The sequence below is a fragment of the Bradyrhizobium sp. USDA 3650 genome (assembly GCF_054057395.1).
The window spans coordinates 5,797,444-5,816,617 of the sequence record NZ_JBSRZG010000001.1 but is presented as its reverse complement, the minus strand read 5'-3'; the positions used below and the strand labels follow the sequence as shown (position 1 = coordinate 5,816,617).

The following is a 19,174-nucleotide window of genomic DNA, read 5'->3' as shown; positions in this document are numbered from 1 at the left end:
AACTTCCGTCACTTTCGTCAGGATGAACAACTAGGGATCGTCCTAGGATCTACGTACCGTTTATCTTCAAAGTAACTCCAGTTTCGGTGCCCACTTTCACTTCAAGCTCGAACGACTTTATCCCGTCAGGGAAGATGTAGGGCCTCCCGTCCGGTAGGGTCTTGCCGCCCTCCTTGGGAGTCAAGGCCTGGAGAGCGGTCGTCAGGGCCTGCGTGAACGGTTCGGCTGCTCTGTTACCCCCATAGTCGAGCCCGAAGGATACCCTTTCGGCGAGGTACGTCGTAGCCTCGGGCGGCAACACAAGACCCGCCTGAAGCGCCGTGACCTGCGCTGGGTTCGCAACGTTGCAATCAATGCCGACGCATTCCTGCGCAAACTGCCAGGCGAGCACCTCGCACCCCGTCGGAATGCCGGCTGGAACGGCATCTCTATCACTCCACTGCGGCGTAGCTACGCAACCCGTGTTTTTGAGATAATGAGCAACCCACAGACCGGCACATTCTGCGCCTCTCGTGACGGCATGAGACAAACCTTTCCAGGTCGCTGCCGAACTCTTGTTGCCGTAAACCGCCGGAGCGAATATCTCCGGACTTGCGTAGCCGCGAACGGCCTCGGACCAGCCGAAATAGTAGTCCGCGCTGAGCGGGTGTTCAGGCTCGACGTCCAGGAAAATTAATGTCTTCGAGCCCCGATGCGTCAGATATTGCAGGCCGAAGGCTTCGACGATGGCCGCTGCATTCCTTGCACCGTCCGTCCGCCCGTCTGCCTCCGACCCGCCGACGTGATTGGTCTGTCGCGCGATGCACAGTACCGGAATGCCGTGCGCCCGCAGGATCGGGTTCTCGATGGTGGCCTTATATTGAACCGAGCCGGTATCTTGCGGTCCCTTGAAATAACGCCCCCAGAAGGATGGCTTGCTGCCGAGCTGAGCCTCGGCTGCAGCGATCACCTTGTCGTTCACTACGTAGCTCGTATCGGCCCCCGTGGCGACCGCCTTGGTCTTCGGCATAGCTGGATCTCCTCTTGGCGTCAGGCGTGGGCTGTGTCTTTCGAATTGGATGGCTATTCGAGTGCCGCCTTCGGTTCGTCGGCTCCCTTGAACTGCCGCGCCGGCTCGTCGTCCTCCTCGAACCCTGCGACGCTGGCGTCCGGCCGCCTTATGACGACGGGCCTCGGGCCCGACATCGGAGGCATCCTGGGAAAGAGTTCACGCAGAGCCGCTTCGCCACCCCAGCCGTCGAAAGCTTGCTTCGCCTGCTGTTGGGTGGCTGAGACCGGCCAGGGAGGCGGCACCACGATCGCCGGAAAGACCAGATGGAAGATTCGCTTGTCCGATGTACCGCCTCCGACTTTGGGGAAGTACCTTCGGCTAAACGGGTTGATACCGAGCATCAGCGCCAGGGCAAGCGAAGCTTCTCCCACCGCTCGTCCTACGTCCGCGTAAATCGCCCCGGAATAAATGCCCGTCTTCGTATCTACGACAAAGGCAAGGCACCCCTTTCTCAGAGCCGCCGAGCCAGCAGGCAAGGGAAAGGAGGATCCCGTCAGCACCACATAGGGAATAGAGCTTGCATCGACATAGCACCTGGTGTCGTCGGCCGAGTGGTGCGCGGCGTCGGTGAGCGCAGTCCCGGAGATCACGAAGCCGGGGGCCGGTCCTACCGCGCCGTTCTGTCCCTGAATGCCGTGTCTGTCGCTGACGTTGAGGTTGTCCAGCCAGTCGAAACAGTCGTGATTATTGGCTGGATAGTTCTCACCGGGATAGTAACCCTTGGGAGCTCCATCGGCATCGATCGCCATCTTTGTCGTGAAGAAATAGGCGTTGGTACCCGGCCTTTGATACACAGCCGCCTGGGATGCGCAGCGCCCACGCTGGTAGTCCCATTCGTCGCAAACGCTTCCGATCTGGTCGGTCATACCCCCTCCTCGTCGCGCTCCGCGCACCTGATGTCCAGAAACCTGTCACGGAACGAGCGGCGCCCCTACTCGGGATGCGCCTAGGTGGCCGAAGAACATCAAGCCCTGCTCGCGCGGGCTTTACTAGGAAACTCCCTAGTGTTTCGTCGATCCTTGCAATCCTAAGGTCCTGGCGGTCGGCCTACCGCGGCCGCTCTGCGAGAAAACGGGAGTCACCCGCCTTGATGCGAGCCGTGGACCGACTACGATCGACGTCGAACAAGGGGGGCATTCATGGCCAAGGGATCGAAGAAAGCGGCGCGAAAAGCGGTGACTGCCGCGGTCGCACGACTGACGTCAACGACGCGAAAGTTAACCGAAAAGACTAAGCTGGATAGCGTCGGTCTTAGCGGAGATCTGAGGAAGGTGCTCAACTCCTCGGTGCTGCTTCACGCGCGTCTTGACGGCGTTGCATTGAGCGGCCGCCCCAAGCAATTGAGTGGAAACACCATCGGCGAGCTTTCGGACAGCCTGTCCCAAATCATTGCCGATGGCCCAGCCCTCACCGCGACCAGATATCCAATGTCCGCCATCAAAGCGGACGTAAAGCTCGTGATGGCGCGGATCAAGCACGTCAATCCGATCGAAATCAAGGATACCGACCAACTCAAGGCCTGGAATTTCACCCGCATCGATTGCCGCGGCTTGGCTCAAATGCTGAACCTTTACTACTACAACGAGAAGAACATGGTCCTGACACCATGGATCCATCCCTCCGAAATCGACGATCCGGAGAAGACCGTCAGCGACGTAGCCGCCGTCGTCGACGCGCACAATCCCGCCAGACGAGGAGCCGGCGCAGGCTCGCCGTTTTGACGATTTGAATGCACACGACGGGGGACATGATGCCGGGCAGGAACATAAAGGTCATAGGGACGATATCAGTCGGTCTGTGCTGTCTTGTGGCGCAGCCGTCCTCGGGAAAGGATCTGAGCCAGCAGGATCTGCAGGAGCTCCTGCGCAACTATTCGGACCTCAGTCCGAAGGAGCGGGCCCAACTGATGGGACCAGTAGAGGCGGCGCTGGCTCGCCTCAAGAAAAAGCCCGTTGTTGCGGGAGCGGCCGCCGGTATCGCGAAGGAAGTGAGATCGGCGAATGCTGCTGCCGCGCCGAAGCCGATCGACCTAAAGAAGGATAACGACATAAGCACGGAATTTCTGATCCGCGAGTCCTATGCTCCGATCGCCTACATTACGCTCGACGGAGACATCTCAGATAACGGCGCCTCGTTCACATACACGCGCAATCTGGACGGCAAGTTCGACACGTTCGTCGGCAAGGGAGCCCTCATTGCAGCCGTGCACGGCAACACGAACCTGAACTACACGGGAGACCCCAACAAGCCGCGGATGACCTATTTCAATTTCGCGCCCGGCTTGGAATTCGACACGACCATCTCCAAAGGCAAAACGACCGGCTCGATATCCGGAATGGCTGGGTTTGAGGCCGAAATCCAGAGCGGAGGTCCTTTACCGATGCAATATCTTCGGACCAACGCCACCTATACCACGGACTACGATCAACAAGCCCGCATCTATGGATTGGAGTCCATGTGGCAGCCTTGGGCGCCGGATCTATACATCGGTTCGAGTTTCAGGGCGAACGAGACGCTCGGAATGTGGGTCAGCTTCTTCCCGACCCTAGCCTCGGATTACTACCGGGTAGAGAACGCCGGCACGTTCGATCAACTCAAGAACCGGGACTATTTCTGGGCCGGAACGAAGATGAGCGGGAACGTTTGGTTCGATAAGGGCTTCCTCAAGCCCGTGTCTCTCTACGTCCGCTACTACTATCTGTACGACATGCTCCATCCTAGCCATAACGACGTGAATTACTTTCAAGGTGGAGTTAAATACAAGCTGACGCCCGACGGGCGTATCGCGCTCGATTTTCGTTACACGAGCGGAACGACACTCCGCACGCTCAATCGGGTCAACGAGTTCTACACTGGGCTCACGGTGAAGCTTGGAGAGCTCCAGAGCTCTGGCGAAGTACCTAAGTAGCAGCGGCATGCCGGCCCGATGCGCCCCGTCGATGAACGGAGACGGACCTCGGGCGGCTGAGCACAGATGCGATCCATCCTAGGGACTTCACGAGGTCTTCGCACGCAGGTGGAATTGTATGCTGGCGAGCGATCCAAATGAAGGAAGCCTGCCATGCCCCTCCTAAGCCCTCCGGCACGTATCGACGACTTCGCTCACTGCAAGGATCCGCAGGGGGCTGCGCAGAGGTATCATGACAAGGTCATCGGACGGTACGTCTCCGACGCGTTGGCAAGCTCGAAGAACTTCTTCTCTCCCCTAGATATGAAGGCTGGGGCTCCTGTGGCGGGAGTGCCGTGGAATGGCTTCCCGAAATCGATCGATCGATGGATGGAGGTCGTCACCCATGTCGGTGATGTCGCGAAAATGGAGGCAGCCGAAGCGGTCGCCGACGTCCTGCGTCCTCAGGCCTTCGTAGTAGGCGACACACCCGACGGCCCGGATCTACTCCAGGTGGATTTGGACGCCGTGCCGCACTTCCGAAAGGACGATCTCAGGTCTCAAGCTCGTCCGTTGCGGACAAAATCTGGAAAGAACGTCACGATCCGGATCCGGCAACAGGACGAGTATCTGGAATGGTACGCGAAGCGGGACGGCAATGGGGCCGTCGAGCGTATCGATCTCACCGCCGAACCTTATGATTACTGGCAGTTTCTCGCCAAGGAAGACATCGATCTCGTCACGAGATTGTATCAGCGTTTCGTGGACGGAAGCGTCAAGAAGGAGGAGCTGCAATTCCAGGAGGACATCTTGGTTTGGTATCCTCCGCAGAATACTTGGCTGACGCTCTACCAGAAAGACGCCTACAATCCGTACAATAAGTGGAACACTACCCATGGTGCGATGCACTTGACGCATCCGGCCAACTCCTTGGGTGCCGAGGTGAACCTGGCCGGTGGAGCATCCATCGTGTGGGATTCCGATGGCAAGCCACCGGATCCTGCCTTCGACAACGACCGGGCGACAACGCGCATTGCATGCGCCGGTTACGGGGACATCAACCGCAGCAGTGATCCATCGATCGGTGACGGAGTAGGACTGCAGGTCGCGGCTGGAAATCGCGTGACGTTGGTGGATCCGGTCGGCCTGTATATTCACGACATCGACCTATCCAGTCTGAGCGACCCGAAGGGCGCTCCTATTTCCGACGCTCTCACCATCCAACGTCAGGATGCATCAGACCCGCACAATCCTCGCATTTTGCGTGCCCGGATAGTCCTGCCGCAGAATTCGCCTCTCAAGCTGAGCGACTGCTCGTTGGACAACAGGCAATTGAGCCGCGGTGGACAGATCGCACGTGCCACTACGATGACGATCTACGCTTCCATTCTGGCGGGTGATGTCGATCGCGACGGGAGCGCCTGTCGAAATGTGCTGTACTGCAAACACCCCATACACCGTTCCTATTACGGCAATTGGGGTAAGAACCAGATCTCCTCTTGCGCCGATGTGACCGAGGACGACTGGAAAACCCAAGGGCATCTTGAAAGTGCGATCGGCGACGCGACCGGTCTCGTCCTCGATGCCGACCCGGCGAAGGAAATCCTTCCCTCAGGGGAAGTCCCGAGCAGTGCGTTCTCCTTCAAAAGAAAGACATCATGAGCGAGGACCAGCTCGAAGCCGACGACATCCAAGGCCACGTCCTTGTCGGCTTCGGGGGCGGTTATCAGACGATTCTTGGGCTGAAGCTGGTCGCTGGCGCCGAGGCAGAGGCGAAGCGTGCATTGCTTTCGCTATGCGATCGCGTGGCCACCACGCGTCAATTGATGCCGCTGAAGACGGCGCGGGCGCTGGCCCGCGCTGTCCAAGCCATCGAGCCGCTCCCCTCGAGCGTTCTCATGGCGATGGGTTTCACGAATTCCGGCTGCACGGCGCTGTCTTTCGCCGATTTACCTCCGGATGCCGCTTTCAAGGTCGGCGCCGCGCGGGATGCCCGGTCTTTAGGAGACGAATCCGATGCGCAGGGACGGCCGGTAGGATGGTCGTTCGGCACGACACCCGAGACGACGCCGGACGTCGTGTTCATCTTTGGAAGCGGCATGCCGGGCTTGCCCGACCAGGCCGCTGACGAAATCCGTCTTCTGGCAGCCAATTGGGCCACCGTAGTTTTCCGTGAAGTCGGCCAGCGACTCTCCTTCGATACCGAACATTTCGGCTTCGCGGACGGCATCTCTCAGCCAGGTACCCGCGGTATCTTGAACGACGGCAGCTTCCTCACTCCGCGGTCCTACCGCGAAGACGACCCGCTTTCCCGCTATTTTTCGCGCCCTGGCCAGCCGCTCGTTTGGCCTGGCCAATTCGTCTACGGCTACTCCTCGCTCGACCCCGGCGATGTGCTGACTCCCGGGCCGCGAAAGTTCGGCGATCGTCCCTTGCTGAAGAACGGTTCGTTGCTGGTGCTGCGCAAGCTTAGTCAAGACGTCGATTCCTTTCGCAAAGCCATGATCAATCTTGGCGACCAATTGGCGCAGCGTTTCGGCATTCCAGCCTCTTCCGATCTCGCCGGCGCGCTGTGCGTCGGTCGATGGCGGGACGGTACGCCCGTGACTCAATCTCCTGGCGGGCCCGATCAAGTCATCTCGGGCGCCAAGCTTCGGATCAACGGCTTCAGATACGATGCCCACTTCCCGCCGGCAACACTGGATTACCAGGGCGAACTCGTCGAATTCCCCGGATCGCTGGCCGACCCTCTCGGGTCGGTTTGTCCGTTCTCAGCTCACATACGGAAAGTGAATCCCCGAGATCAGACGACCGACCTAGCCTTGCCCGCGGATACTCTCGCCACGCAGATGCTGCGAAGAGGAATTCCGTACGGCAAGCCCTTCGACGAAGATCCGACGGGCCAGCGTGGATTGCTGTTCATGAGCTACCAGACTTCGATCGACGGGCAATTCAGGCAGCTCATGCAACGCTGGGTAAAGAAAGCGGATGCGCCGAAGGCTCCAAGCTCGATCGACCCGATCATCGCGAGGGCGCCAGCGGAAGGGCGCATGATTTCGGTGACACTCCAGGGCAGGACCGAGAAATTCACGATTGCAGGCGACTGGGTTAGAGCCGCGGGCGCGGCCTACGTCTTCATGCCGGGTATCGACGAAATGCGATCGCTTCTGAGCGGTCCTACGGTCTGAATCGTCAGCGGGATGCCTATCCGGCGTCCGGGTTCGGGGTAGTCCTCGGGACTCTCCTAGTCCTCTGGAGAGGCATGTTGCCTTAGGATCGTCATGCGGACGTACGGTAGTCCGCTCGTGACGACACGGTTCGATCCGGAGATACGCATGGGCCTTCTCGCTACGCAGACGGTAGTTCCCGCCGCCAAACTGGACGTTCTGGGTATCGAGATCTGCCAGACAATTCAGAGCCCTGCGAACGACGTGCCTCTCGTACGCGGGAAGCGAACCCTAGTGCGGGTCTACGTAGGACCGACGGGCTTCACCAGCGGGACCGAAGTTCAGGGCGAGATCGAGGTCGCGCCGACCGCATCTGCTGCGGCCAAGTACGTCGCGTCGACTGGGACCATTTCCGTCAAAGCGAATGCCCATCCCGATCTGAATGCGCAGCGACGGGACATCCGTACGAGCCTCAACTTTATTCTTCCTGCCGACGTACTCTCCTGGTCCAGCCTGAATGTACGCGTAAAACGCTTGTTCGCGGGAGGCTCCGACATCCCCGTGGGCGCGAATCCGCCGGTAGCCGTTCCACTGGTCGACGCCGCTCCATTGCGTATCAAGGCCATCGGACTTCGCTACGTGCTCCAGACGCCTGGTGCCCCGCCGAAGCAGATCGCGCCGGCCGCCTATCACTTCGATCATCTTCGTTCCTTCCTCGACAGGGCGTACCCCGTTTCGACGATCGAATGGTCGCAGCTAGTGTTGCAGGCCGACGCGCGTCTGGCACCGCCTTTCTCGGGCCCGACGACCCCTGATGGCAACGACCCGTTGTGGCTGGGTAAGCTCAACGTCGCGCACAATCAGCTCTCGGCGATCCGAGCGAAGGACATCGACGCCGGGACGGATCCGCGCACCCACTACTACGGGCTGATCTCGGACGCTGACCAGGGACTGTTCTTCCGGGGGGCCGCAAAGGATATTCCTCAGCAGCCCAATCCTTCGATTGTAGCAGTCGGGCCAACTGGCAATCCGGCCCAGTACCCGTCGCTCTCATGGGACACCGAGCGGTCATATGGCGGCTGGTACGGGTCCCACGAACTCGGACACACATTCGGAAGATATCACCCGGGCTTCTGCAATCAGGATGCGAGCGACCCGCACTTTCCGTACGCGGACGGCCGGATCGGAGACTCGGCGAACGGAGACATGATCGGCCTCGACATGGGAGACCCATCCCTGGGAATTCCCATGAGGGTCATGGCGAATGAGAGTTGCCATGATATCATGACCTACTGCGACAACCAGTGGATCTCAGCCTACAGCTACCGGGCCATCCTGGATCGTTTGAGCGCAGAGGATACGCTCTTCGCACCAGTGGCCGGAGCATAGGAGGACGCGATGGGCGCCGGAGTGATCGACGGAAGCTTCGCTCACGTGAGCGGTACCTTCGACCTTGACCGCAAGAAGGGAACGATCGACTACGTCACGCCGGTCAAGACGGCGGTGCAGTCGGAAGATTTCCAGGACGAAGGGATCGTGTTGATCGGCCTCGACGGCGCAGACAACGAGATCTTCGACAAGAAGGTGAACCCTCAGCGCAATTCCTGCGCTCCGCATGCATCGTTCGGCACCTTCGACGAATACGTTCCTGTTTCGCCGCAATTGCGCCGTGTCAAGCTCATGATCAACGGGGTCGAGGCCGCGCAGTTCGCCCGGGCTGCTTCCGTTCCGGCCGGAGCGGTGGCGATGGGCGGCCCCAATCCCGGTTCGCCGAACCGTTTTAAGCCCGATGCAGCGCATACCCTCGCGCCCTCTCCCGGCGTCACCTACACCGTCCAGGCCAAAGCCGAGCACGAGCCTAATTGGCAGACCATAGCCGTAGGTCTTCCCGTTCCGAGCACGGACATCGATGTGAACCAGTTTCCGGGAGCCAAGAGCGTATCCGTTCGCGTCCTTCAGTCGGACGGCTTCTCAGAATCTAAGGTTTTCGAGGACAAGAAGACCTTCTAGCTTCTAGAGTCGGAAAGTGCCGCATAGGACGCCCGGCGTCCGCGTTCCGCGTTCTCGAAGGTGCGCCGGACGGCCTCAGAGTAGGCTCGTGCGGCAGGCTCTCCCATTCCGTTGTTGGAAACCACCGCACCCGCGACGGTGAGCGCGGTCGACAGTGCGTTCGCGATCCCTTGCGAGCAGAGCGGGTCGAACGAGGCAGCCGCGTCGCCGATGGCGGCCCATCCCGGACCAGCCGGCGGGAAGCAGAGCACAGATGACGCGTCCACGACTTGGCACCTCGATCCGCGTCCACCGTCTTTCGTACCCACGTGCCACCCCTCACATCTGCCGTCCGGTCCCGTCAGCCGGTAGCTCCAGCCAGCCGAATTGCCCTCAACCAGCAAGCGGCCCCGCGTGTCGTTCGCCAGGGATTGCGTCCCGTGCGCCAATAGCACTTCGTGAACCGTCCTTTGCGCGCCCATGCGGCGCGCCAGAGCAGCCGCTCGCCCCGATGCGTCGAGCATTGTACGAGCCGTCACCGTGATGTTCTGGCCATCCCGACGTACGTGCACACGGAACATGGATTCCTCTCGTTCAATCGCGATAACCCTGCCACGGATGAGGCGCGCGCCCGCCTTTTGACTCAGCCCTCGAACAACTGCGTCCAAGCGGCGCCGGTCGACGACGTAGCCTGCTCCGCCCCGATGACTGATGAATTCCTCGACCGAAACCTTGCCGCCCCAGTCCCGCTGGATACCGGAGCAAAAGCTTACCAGGTCGGGATCCCGTAAGAGAACCCCGAGACCGACCGCATCGAAGAGCCTGGCGGTGGAAGGGGCGATCAGCTCGAGCCGTTCGGTCGTCCTGACCAGCGGATCCACGACGGCAACCTTCATTCCGCCGTTCGAAAGCAACGCCGACACGGTCGCGCCGGCGGGTCCGGCTCCGCAGACCAGCACGTCGAACATCAGATCTCGCCCTGCCGATACTGGCGCTTCGGCGCTTGCGGCACCTGCAAAACCAAGCCTCTGGACACTTGCGCCACTTGCGTTGGTTGATCGTTACGCAGATCTTCGACGAACGCGACGAGCCCCGGCTTCGGATCGGATCCGGGAAAATCGCGGTTTCGCCCCTGCTCGACACGCAAACCGTCGGGAAAATCCAGCGATGGATTCTTGACCGCGAGCACCATTCCCAATTCCCACCATTCTCCGACCATGTGGGCGATACGCGTATAGTAGTCGAAACCTCGGACATCTCGGAGCCAGTCGGAGCGGGCCATCAGGTATTTCGAGAATTGCTCTTCGTTCCCCTTCTTCCCAATCGCCGCCGCGATCAAATAGTTTTCGAACGACATCACCTGGTCGGGAACGCGAGCACCCCAGAACGTGGGCATGGACAGGAACGTGCTCGGACTATAGTCCGCGTCGGAGTTGCAGGACGCTCCGTCGGTTTGCCACGGCACGCCGAGAAATCGCGTCAACGCACCGGCGGCCACGCCGTCGAACGGTCCTCCAGGGCCGCAGCATACCTGGGGCGACAATTCCGGTCCGAAGTCCTGCTTGGCCGGATCGTCGGTCGGTAGCACCTTCAGTCGGTACGCGGCCGCCCAGATGTGCGGAATGCGCATGGTCCACGTCAACTCGATGCCCGGATGGAAAGGTCCTCCCAAGCACTCGTGCAGAGGCGCGCGGTTCAGATGGTCGATCTGCTCGGCCGGCGAGAGCTTACCGAATTCCGCGATCGCCGGAACATCGGTCCAGTCGTCGACAAAGTTTCCGGCCGCCCAACGCCCAAGATGCTCGAATTGCGTGCGCGTGACCGAAAGATAGTTGAGCGCGTCGGGAGGCGTGCCGCTTGGGTTCTCGCCATATGCATCTCCGAATATTTGCGGCAAGGCGGCTTCATCGAAGGCTCCCGCCGCCGCCGGATCGCGGAACAGCTTGAACACCCTCGCCCGCCACGGCGCCATCGCCGCGCCCGGATCACGCATTTTGGCGATCACCTGCACGCTTCGGGCGTCGAGAGCCGAACCAAATCCATGCATGACGAATAGGCCATGGTTCACCCACTGCAGCCCCGTCATCCGATCAAAGATTGGCCAAATGTCTTTCGTGAAAGAAGTCGAGGTCGGAGCTGAGATCCAGCCTTGGCTTCGGAAGACCTCTTTTACCGTGTCGTCCATCGTGACGAGCCCAAACGTCCCCGGCGCGAAGTTCGGTGGCGTGACCGCGACGTAGGCGGGCTGCGCTTCCTTGGACGAGCCGTCGGCGAAGGTGACGGTAGCGCGCACCGGTCCGTCGCATACGTCGTCATGCCAACCGTCATTGTTGGCGAAAGTCGTTGGCATGAAGCCCTTGCGAAATGGGCCGGAAGTGCCTCGGCCGCCGAGGAAGATCAGGCGCCCCGCATCGTCAGTTTGCAATTCGCCGAGATAGACCGGCATGGCGGCCCAGAACGTGCCGTCGTCGAGGGTGAACTCCGGACCCGACTTGTTGAGCCCTTCGATCTTTTTGGGTGTCGGAACGATGTCCAACCGGGCGCTTCGACCCGGCACCGGTATCCTTACATTTCGCTTCTGCGCAGGCTTGGAGATACCCCGTGGCAGATCCAACGCCTGATTGAATTCATACCACCCGGCCTTCAGATTGGCGACGCCGACCTTCCATTCGATTCGTATCCCATCGCGGGCAGTGACCTCAAAAATATCGCCGTCAGTCGATGTCGCATAGATGCGGAAACGGACTGCTTGGCGCTTGATCTTTCCGTCGGCTGTCCTGAAATCGGCTTCGTACATGGCGGCGTCGCCATTCGGTAACATCGGCCATCCGCCCACGACTTCCGACGCGATCACGTATTCGCCTTCGCCGTCCGCGTTTCCGACCCTGGCCACTCCCAATGGCGGGAATATCGCGAGAGAAGCGATTGTTGCGCTGGATAGCTTTGTTGAACGAGATGCTGCTTCGGGCGCGGCCATCAATGTCCCCTACAAGTTTTGCAGAACCGGTTGCGGCCGCGCTCCGCTGGCGGCCGCTCGCGTTTGCCAGATCGTGCCACAGGTGGAACGTTTGCGCCCTAGGAGGCTCCCTAGGCGACAAGCTGTACCAGGCAGTTGTCCTGCTCTCAGCTCGTGCGACCACAGTCACATTTCCAAGCCAGGGAGCGAGCAGACCGGGCCAGACAGGACAGCACTTGATGGCCCCGAAGCCGAGAGGCTGATCGAGAGAGAACGTGCTGCGGTTTTGAGCAAGCTCAGCGCCTTCTCAAAATAGGCAGATTTTAAGTTTCCGGCGTCACTTCCTTCGCGACCCGGATGAGCTTCGCGATCACGTGCGCGTGCCGCCTGGTGCCATTCCAGACTGAGGAGACGGCGTCATCGATCAATTTGGCTCCGGCGGCATCTCTTTGCGAGGCTTCCTCAAAAATCGGAATACTCGCATATTTCCCCAGAAGCAGTACGGCCCTCGTAGGTCGCTTGAAGTTTCCCGCCAATATCCTGCTGATCCAGGATTGGCTTACAGATCTTCCCTTGTTTCTTTGCGCAATTCGCTTGGACAGCTCAAGTTCGGTGAGCCCCTGCTCATCCAGCCAGGCTCGCAGGTCCGATCCAATAAGATTGGGTTGCCGCATTCTCATTTGTGATTATAATTAGCATATTCGAATATTTCGGGATATACCTGTTTCATGCACAGCGAATGGATCTCAGACCGTACGGCTAAGAAGCGGCTGGACCAGTTGCTGGTGAACGTGCACGCGGGCGATCGCATTACGGCAAGCAAGTGGTTCGGCCGGATTGCGGAGGGCGATATCGCGCCTTCGAGCAACGTCGAGGCGCAGAACTTGCCTTTTCAAAGGTGGTATCGCTTCAAGGAGGCCTTCAGTCCCAGGTTCGTGTCGAGCGCTATCGGATCGTTGAGCCAGCGGCCTCACGCCTGTGTCGACCCATTCGGGGGTTCGGGGACCACGGCGCTCGCTTGCCAATTTCTGGGAGTTCGGCCGGCGACGATCGAAGTGAATCCGTTTCTCGCCGACCTGATCGAAGCGAAGCTTTGCCGATACGACGTCGCGGCGCTCACGCGCGACTATGCGCGCGTACTTCAAGCCGCCCGGGAGCTGCGGGTGGACCCGGTCAAGCTGCTCAAATCCGGTCCGGCGACGATGGTCGAGCCGGGGGTAGACAGCCGCTGGATATTTAACAAGAACGTCGCGAAGAAGCTGCTGGCTTACCGGGAGGCTATCGCGACGCTGGACGAGCCTTCCCACCGCCGTCTCTTCCGCGTTCTCCTGGGCTCGATCGCGATCGGCCTGAGCAACGTCGTCATCAGCGGAAAGGGGCGCAGGTATCGCTCCGGATGGGAGGATCGGCCCGAGCCCGTCGCTGCGGTCGATCGAGCCTTCAGGCAGGCCGCCGAACGCGCGATCGAAGACGTGGCACGGTTCGGCCGCCGCGCGGAGCATCAATACGTTCTTCTGCGCGGCGACTCCAGAAAGCTCGCAGGCTCGCTGCCCGAGGCCGAATTCGCATTGTTCTCGCCTCCCTATCCGAACTCGTTCGATTATACGGACATCTACAACGTCGAGCTTTGGTTGCTGGGCTACCTCACCTCGAGCAACGAGAACCGCTCGCTCCGGGAGGCCACACTCCGGTCTCACGTTCAGGTAAAACGCTCATATGACTGCGATCCGATTTCTTCTCCGCTGTTGCGGAAGACTGTTCGGGCCCTGAGGTCGAATGCCGCACGATTGTGGGACGGCAGCATTCCGGAAATGGTCCAAGCTTACTTCGGCGACATGGCTTCCATTCTGACCGGCCTGGCAGCGACGATGTCGCGACGCGCCGACATCATGATGGTGGTTGGAGACAGCCGTTACGCCGGCGTGCACGTCGACGTCGCCGAAATTCTCGCGGAGCTCGCCAAGGAGCTCTCCTTCGAGGTCAAGGCGGTCCGTCCCATCCGGGCGATGAGGGCGAGTGCGCAGCAGGGCGGACATCATGTCCTGAGTGAAAGCCTCGTCCACTTGCGACGCCGCAGATGATCTAAGACGGCACGGTCAGCTCTTGCCGAGTTCGGCCGCCTGGAGACTGCCCGTCGAGCGATGCATGAAGTACTTCCGGTAGCTCACGGAGCGGCTGGCTGCCAAGGCCTCAACATCGGGCATCTTCTTATCGGCGTCGCGGGCGTCGAACGCGCACAAATAAGCGACGGGAGCGCCTTTGTCGCAGCGGTAAAGATCCGCCTGCACGACGCCTTTCATCGCCCAATCATTATTTGACTTGTCGGAAACCTTCCGAGGTTTGCCGTCGTTAGCCAGGCGCTTATGGCGGCTGCGAAGAACCTTGACTTCGAGAACACAAGGTCCGCATCCAGGCGTCAGTACGTCCGAGCAGATGTAGACATCCATTCTGCCCGATGAACTACCGACCTCGGCCAAGACACTTCCCCGTTTGAGTTTGCGGTCGAGATCGTTGGCAAGCGCCTTGCTGATGCGGATTTCAAGCTTTTCGCCGGTGACGCCATCCGTAGCATTGAACCAGGGTTCGAGCACACCGGACGGAGTGCGAGTGTAGTCGCTATGGAAGGTCTGGATTTCTTTTTCGAGATCGACCAGATTCCAGACCGGTGCCCCCACGTTAGCCCTGACCTGTTGCTCTCTGGACACCCCGTTCAATCCCGCCTTGAGCAGGATCAGATTGGCTTCCGATGGCTCGAACACAGCAATGTGCCGATCGCCGAGGCTTAAAGCGCCGATCGCATCGAAAAGATCCTGTGCTGTCTCCACGTCCGCGACTGGAACGGCAATCGCGCGTTCGAGATTCACAGTCGTGAAGACGATGTGACTTTCGACATTCAGCAGCTTCTGGCTGTGGAAAGCTTGGTAAACTTGGCATGCTCCCTGTCCGGCCGTCTCAAGTTCCTTCTTGTCCTGCGAAAGAGAGCGCGACAGAACCATCGCGAATGGCTTTGCGGACTGCGCCGTAGTAGGCCTCCGCGAGATCCAATCTGCCGCATAGCGATAGACTTCAGCTTCGAATGCGAAACCCTCACCGTCAGGATCCGCCGGCGCCGCCTGTACGCTGTCGCGCCTCTCGATCCGCACGCCTCGCGCGGCGTCGGGGTTCAGTAGAGATTCCGCTTTCTTCCGTTGGTCCTCAGGAGGCACGCCGTTGCTCCTGGGACAGATCCCACGCGCGTTCGAGATACTGGAAATACCGGTGCAGACGAAGCCGACGTACGTTCGGGGCGCCCTCTTCGATCAAGCTTTCCGCAGCCGGCGGGAACGAGATTTTGATCGTCGTCTCCATAGTGGACTGGAGCATCGTCGGCAGCATTGTCATAATTCACGTCGGCCAAAGCGACGGCGTCTCGTTCGGTCGTCTCCAAGGAAGCGAATGCGAGAGCAACCTCACGCAAGTACACAGCCTTGGGAAGTGCGGTCTCAAGTTCGATTGCCGTGTCGACGGCCTTCATCCCTTTGCGGGAAAGGCTGTAGTCCGCAGAGATCCAATAGCCGATTTCGTCTTTAATTGGCTGCGAATTGGAGACGTCAACCAAGCCTTGCGCCACGAGGCGCCCGACGTCCCAGTGCACGACCGGAAAGAACGGGCCACGTCGGTATTTGAGAATGTAGCCGTCAGGCAGCAACAAATCGTAGACCGGCGCAAGAGCATTCGCCAGATAAACGAGCCGATGCAATCGCTCGACCGACAACGGCGCTACTCCGGCCCGCTCCGCCGCGTCCAAAAGCATCAGCAGCCAGACACGGGCGACCAGAACCGATCGTTGGGGTCTCTGGCTCATGGTTGTTCCTCGCCCATCGCCCGTCGGAACATCCCGGCATAGTAATTCCTGTGCTGGACGAGAGCAGCGTTCGGCGCGGCCAGTTCTAGTAAGTTGATAATCCTCTTCGAACGGTCGCGCTTCGGAACGACTGGAGCGACAAATCTCTTGGTCGGGGCAGGCCTCAGCTTGGGATTGGTCGGGCTCTGACGCTCGATAGCGGGAGTTCGATTGACGCCTAGAAGTGCGCTCAGCATCTTTTCGTTGTTCAGGTTCGTACTGGCGATGAAGACATTGTCCAACCGTTTGTCCTCAGCGTAGTGGCGGAATGCTTCACCAGCCATCCGTACGAATAGACTGTCGAGGCTCGATTCAGGCGTCTCCAAAACCAGCATGGATTCCGTCTTGCCGGACGTCACAGCACTGATGAGAGCCATCCGGAAAGCTATGTCCAGAAACTCGGCTTGGGACTCGGACACGGCTTCCGCGCTTTGACGCGTGCTCATGCTCTGATTGAAGACCCCCGAGGTCATCATCACCTCGAAATAAGGGAAATCGAACTTCGTCCCCTCTTGTCCGATCGAACGCCGTTCGCTGGCAAGATTGAGCTCGCACCTTTCGGCAAGTACGATACCTCCATACTCTCGAAAGCGCCGACGAATGGTCGCGACAGTATTGTCGATAACCGTCTTTTGCCTGCGGACAATGCGTCCGTACCGAGTTTCCGCTTCAAATTGATCCGTCTCAAGTCGGGCGAGTTCCTTCTCGCCCTCGGCAACGGTGGTGCGCAGGTTCTCGATGTCGGCTTCGTTCGGGATTTCGACGTAGCCGAGCTGATTCAACTCGAGCCTGAGATCTCTCAGTTTTCGCCGGTCCTCCTCTCTCCTGTCCGTAAGCTGTTCGAACTCGGTCTTGGCTTTGTCGGTCTCTTCCGAAGCGACCTGCAGTGCTTCTCTGAGCTGCTCGGTCTTGGCTTTGAGGCGTCTCAACCGGGCATGGCTAAAGTCCGCGGGCGTCGTCACCTTCTCATGACGTTCGGATGGGCTATCGCAGATCGGGCAACGATGCTCTTCGAGCTTCTTGCGCAGATGCTCGGCAACGTCCGGGCCCTCCGTTCCGCATACAAGACAGCCTCCGCCACCCAATATGTTCAAGAAAACATGCTGCGCTGTCTCGCCGATCTCGGGAAACAGGTCTTTGTAGTGTGCCTGCTCCTCGTATTCGAGCGCTATCCGAGCTTCCTGCAAATCAAGAAGAGCCCGCTCTCGACGAAGGCGCGCCTCCTCCATGCTCTCCCGAGCTTCCTCGATGAGCGCAGCTTGTTCGCGGTCCAGCTCTTCTGCCTGAGCGATGGATGCCTGCAAACTCCTGAGATGGGACGCTTCCGAATCCCCTGACGCCGCCTCCAAGGCGGCAAGTCGATCTCGATCGCGCCCCAAGACCGCCCTTCTGTTGCGGTATCTACTGTCGGCCGCTTGCGCGGCATCATAGGCTTCCGACGCTGCCTTTGCGGCTTTTGTGTCAAACAGCAAGACCCGCAGCATGTCGTATTGAGAACGACGATCCCAGATGAGCTCGACGCGATCTTCGAGATAGAACACGAGATATCGCAGTATCGCGAAGAAGTCGAAGAATGTGGCTACGCCCGAGAGCTTCACCACCGTGTCGCTGTATTCCTCGAGCGAAGCCTCCAATGGCTCTCCATCCAACGCAAGGTAGTCAACCTGTAGCGTGCTGAGGCGCCGGCGTACGGTCAGGAGGTTCTTCCCGAAGGCAATGTCCACTTCGACGGTGGCCTGTCGCGCTCCGTCTCTCACTCGGTCGCGGAAGTAGTTGCGATTTCGCCAGGCGCTCAGCTCATGTTGAGACCCCAAGAGACCCGCGTCATCGCTCTTGCTTTGATCGAACGGGCCCAAGAGAGCCCGATAGAGAACGTTGAGGAGGGTCGTCTTGCCTAGCCCGTTGATGCCCACGATCGCATGCACGCCGCGATCGAAAACATGAGAAATGCCTTCGGACTCTTCGTTCTTGAAGAGTTCGTAATTGTGCACCTCTAGACGCCGAATAATCGGAAATCGGATCAATCGAAACGTTTCCCTACACCCCGATCGGACCGGCGTCGGCCAAATCCAAACACTGCTGGCATGTGGCGCGCCGCCAGGAGAGAAGTTCTGGAGGGCGCCGCTGGAAGTTGTGAATATTGAACGACATCTTGCCGAACGATACTAGGGAGATCACTGGGCTTCCCCAGCAAGTTAATGAATTTTGCATGGCTGGCGCGATAGGGCAGGAATTACAGTCGCTTACGCGGGTAACCATACCTTGAAATCGTGCAAGCCCAAGGCTCCTTTCGTCGGGGGTCCTGTCCGCGGCTGGGCACTCGTTCAAGCGGTCCTACTGGGGTTTATCCTAGGGTACCGCCCGATCGCCTGGAGTTAGGATCGCGCTCGCAGCCGGGCGTGTCGCGACACGCTCATTCAGGAGCGCGCAGATGGCCGTCGAGCAGCAGTATCCAGAAATCGTCGAATATCTCGACACGTCCGACAACTACACAAACACGGGAGCCGAGTTCAAGCTTGGCAACGACCGCTATCTCTTGGTCACTCAGAAAGGCGTCGATGGCCAGCAGCTTCTGTTCAAGTGGAACGGCACCAAGTTCGACTTCTGGGACAATGAAACGATAATTGATAGTCGACAGGCTCTCGCGGGCTTCTCCCCTGTGCCCGACATCACAGTCGCCGGCACGATCGCGACCTGTGGGCCAAGCAGCGCGACCGACCACGACAAAGTCTATCAGTACGCGCTGACACAGGTGAACGTGTTCGATTCAAGCTCTGGTCCCGATGGTGGAAACCTAGCTTGCTGCTGGACCGTCAGGCACATCGTGTACAACGCCCTCAGACGTTGGATAACGTTGACGGACGGCACTCAGGTTTTTTGGCAAGAGCTGCACGCCTGCTTCCACGCGGGATCGGATGAGGGCCAGGTGCCGCCTGGCGGGATCATTATCTCTCCTACGCAAAACGTTCCTGGTTCGAAGCGCAGAAACATCGGACATGTCGGTATTCTCGGGACAGGCGCTGGCGACCAACGGCTGGTGTACTCGAACTCTTCAAGTCTGGCCAAGTTCGAGCAGAACTACACCGTAGGAAGCTGGAAGCAGAGATATAAGGTCACGAAAGGTCTCGACGTGCTCTTCTACTCCCTGCCGGTAAAGTCGCTGCCGGCAAGGTCGTGACAATCCCTAGCGTGGGCTTTCGCTTTGGAGCAGCTCGGCGACCAAATTCGGTTGCCCAGGAGC

16 protein-coding genes are annotated in these 19,174 nt (G+C 59.6%); 8 read left to right on the top strand and 8 right to left on the bottom strand.

The genetic code is table 11. From position 1 onward, the window contains the following. Positions 1–49: 49 nt before the first annotated feature. Both ACVIN2_RS27300 and ACVIN2_RS27295 read right to left on the bottom strand, forming a co-directional pair. On the bottom strand, positions 50–1,009 hold the full coding sequence (locus tag ACVIN2_RS27300; protein WP_456767941.1) for a hypothetical protein: 960 nt from the start codon (positions 1,007–1,009) through the stop codon (positions 50–52). A 53-nt stretch (positions 1,010–1,062) separates the two neighbouring features. Beyond that, a complete protein-coding gene (locus tag ACVIN2_RS27295; protein ID WP_456767940.1) occupies positions 1,063–1,917 on the bottom strand; it encodes a hypothetical protein in 855 nt (284 codons plus the stop codon). Between the two features lie 273 nt (positions 1,918–2,190). Between ACVIN2_RS27295 and ACVIN2_RS27290 the strand changes: the two genes are divergently transcribed. From ACVIN2_RS27290 to ACVIN2_RS27265, 6 genes are all read left to right on the top strand, one after another. Continuing rightward, on the top strand, positions 2,191–2,772 hold the full coding sequence (locus tag ACVIN2_RS27290) for a hypothetical protein (RefSeq protein ID WP_456767939.1): 582 nt from the start codon (positions 2,191–2,193) through the stop codon (positions 2,770–2,772). An 86-nt stretch (positions 2,773–2,858) separates the two neighbouring features. Then, positions 2,859–3,959 carry a hypothetical protein gene (locus ACVIN2_RS27285; RefSeq protein WP_456767938.1) on the top strand — a complete coding sequence of 367 codons (1,101 nt, stop codon included), beginning with the start codon at positions 2,859–2,861 and terminating at the stop codon, positions 3,957–3,959. A gap of 153 nt (positions 3,960–4,112) precedes the next feature. Then, positions 4,113–5,600, top strand: coding sequence for a hypothetical protein (locus ACVIN2_RS27280; RefSeq protein WP_456767937.1), 1,488 nt, complete (start codon positions 4,113–4,115; stop codon positions 5,598–5,600). Beyond that, positions 5,597–7,126 carry a Dyp-type peroxidase gene (locus tag ACVIN2_RS27275; protein ID WP_456767936.1) on the top strand — a complete coding sequence of 510 codons (1,530 nt, stop codon included), beginning with the start codon at positions 5,597–5,599 and terminating at the stop codon, positions 7,124–7,126. The genes ACVIN2_RS27280 and ACVIN2_RS27275 overlap by 4 nt, the downstream gene beginning before the upstream one ends. A gap of 147 nt (positions 7,127–7,273) precedes the next feature. Next, the gene (locus ACVIN2_RS27270) at positions 7,274–8,494 is read left to right on the top strand and encodes a hypothetical protein (protein ID WP_456767935.1); all 1,221 of its coding nucleotides are present in this window, start codon (positions 7,274–7,276) and stop codon (positions 8,492–8,494) included. A 9-nt stretch (positions 8,495–8,503) separates the two neighbouring features. Continuing rightward, complete coding sequence (locus ACVIN2_RS27265; RefSeq protein ID WP_456767934.1) at positions 8,504–9,115, top strand: hypothetical protein; 612 nt, start codon at positions 8,504–8,506, stop codon at positions 9,113–9,115. Here the strand turns inward: ACVIN2_RS27265 and ACVIN2_RS27260 are convergent. The 3 genes from ACVIN2_RS27260 to ACVIN2_RS27250 all read right to left on the bottom strand — a co-directional run bounded on the left by ACVIN2_RS27260 (position 9,112) and on the right by ACVIN2_RS27250 (position 12,724). Beyond that, positions 9,112–10,062, bottom strand: a complete 951-nt coding sequence (locus ACVIN2_RS27260) for an NAD(P)/FAD-dependent oxidoreductase (protein ID WP_456767933.1) — start codon at positions 10,060–10,062, stop codon at positions 9,112–9,114. The two genes, ACVIN2_RS27265 and ACVIN2_RS27260, sit on opposite strands and share 4 nt — an antisense overlap. Next, a complete protein-coding gene (locus ACVIN2_RS27255) occupies positions 10,062–12,071 on the bottom strand; it encodes a LodA/GoxA family CTQ-dependent oxidase (protein ID WP_456767932.1) in 2,010 nt (669 codons plus the stop codon). The genes ACVIN2_RS27260 and ACVIN2_RS27255 overlap by 1 nt, the downstream gene beginning before the upstream one ends. Before the next feature lie 302 nt (positions 12,072–12,373). Beyond that, complete coding sequence (locus ACVIN2_RS27250; RefSeq protein WP_456767931.1) at positions 12,374–12,724, bottom strand: hypothetical protein; 351 nt, start codon at positions 12,722–12,724, stop codon at positions 12,374–12,376. A gap of 54 nt (positions 12,725–12,778) precedes the next feature. Between ACVIN2_RS27250 and ACVIN2_RS27245 the strand changes: the two genes are divergently transcribed. Further along, positions 12,779–14,131 carry a hypothetical protein gene (locus tag ACVIN2_RS27245; protein WP_456767930.1) on the top strand — a complete coding sequence of 451 codons (1,353 nt, stop codon included), beginning with the start codon at positions 12,779–12,781 and terminating at the stop codon, positions 14,129–14,131. Positions 14,132–14,146: 15 nt separating this feature from the next. Here the strand turns inward: ACVIN2_RS27245 and ACVIN2_RS27240 are convergent, their stop codons facing one another. The 3 genes from ACVIN2_RS27240 to ACVIN2_RS27230 are packed head-to-tail and all read right to left on the bottom strand — an operon-like array spanning position 14,147 to position 17,924. After that, positions 14,147–15,256 (bottom strand): hypothetical protein, encoded by a 1,110-nt coding sequence (locus ACVIN2_RS27240; RefSeq protein ID WP_456767929.1) that lies wholly within the window; start codon positions 15,254–15,256, stop codon positions 14,147–14,149. Beyond that, positions 15,214–15,894, bottom strand: coding sequence for a hypothetical protein (locus ACVIN2_RS27235; protein WP_456767928.1), 681 nt, complete (start codon positions 15,892–15,894; stop codon positions 15,214–15,216). Before ACVIN2_RS27235 ends, ACVIN2_RS27240 begins: the two co-directional genes overlap by 43 nt. Next, positions 15,891–17,924 carry a hypothetical protein gene (locus ACVIN2_RS27230; protein ID WP_456767927.1) on the bottom strand — a complete coding sequence of 678 codons (2,034 nt, stop codon included), beginning with the start codon at positions 17,922–17,924 and terminating at the stop codon, positions 15,891–15,893. The genes ACVIN2_RS27235 and ACVIN2_RS27230 overlap by 4 nt, the downstream gene beginning before the upstream one ends. A 440-nt stretch (positions 17,925–18,364) precedes the next feature. On the opposite strand from ACVIN2_RS27230, the gene ACVIN2_RS27225 reads away from it, so the two are divergent. After that, positions 18,365–19,111 carry a hypothetical protein gene (locus ACVIN2_RS27225; protein ID WP_456767926.1) on the top strand — a complete coding sequence of 249 codons (747 nt, stop codon included), beginning with the start codon at positions 18,365–18,367 and terminating at the stop codon, positions 19,109–19,111. Positions 19,112–19,174: the final 63 nt, after the last annotated feature.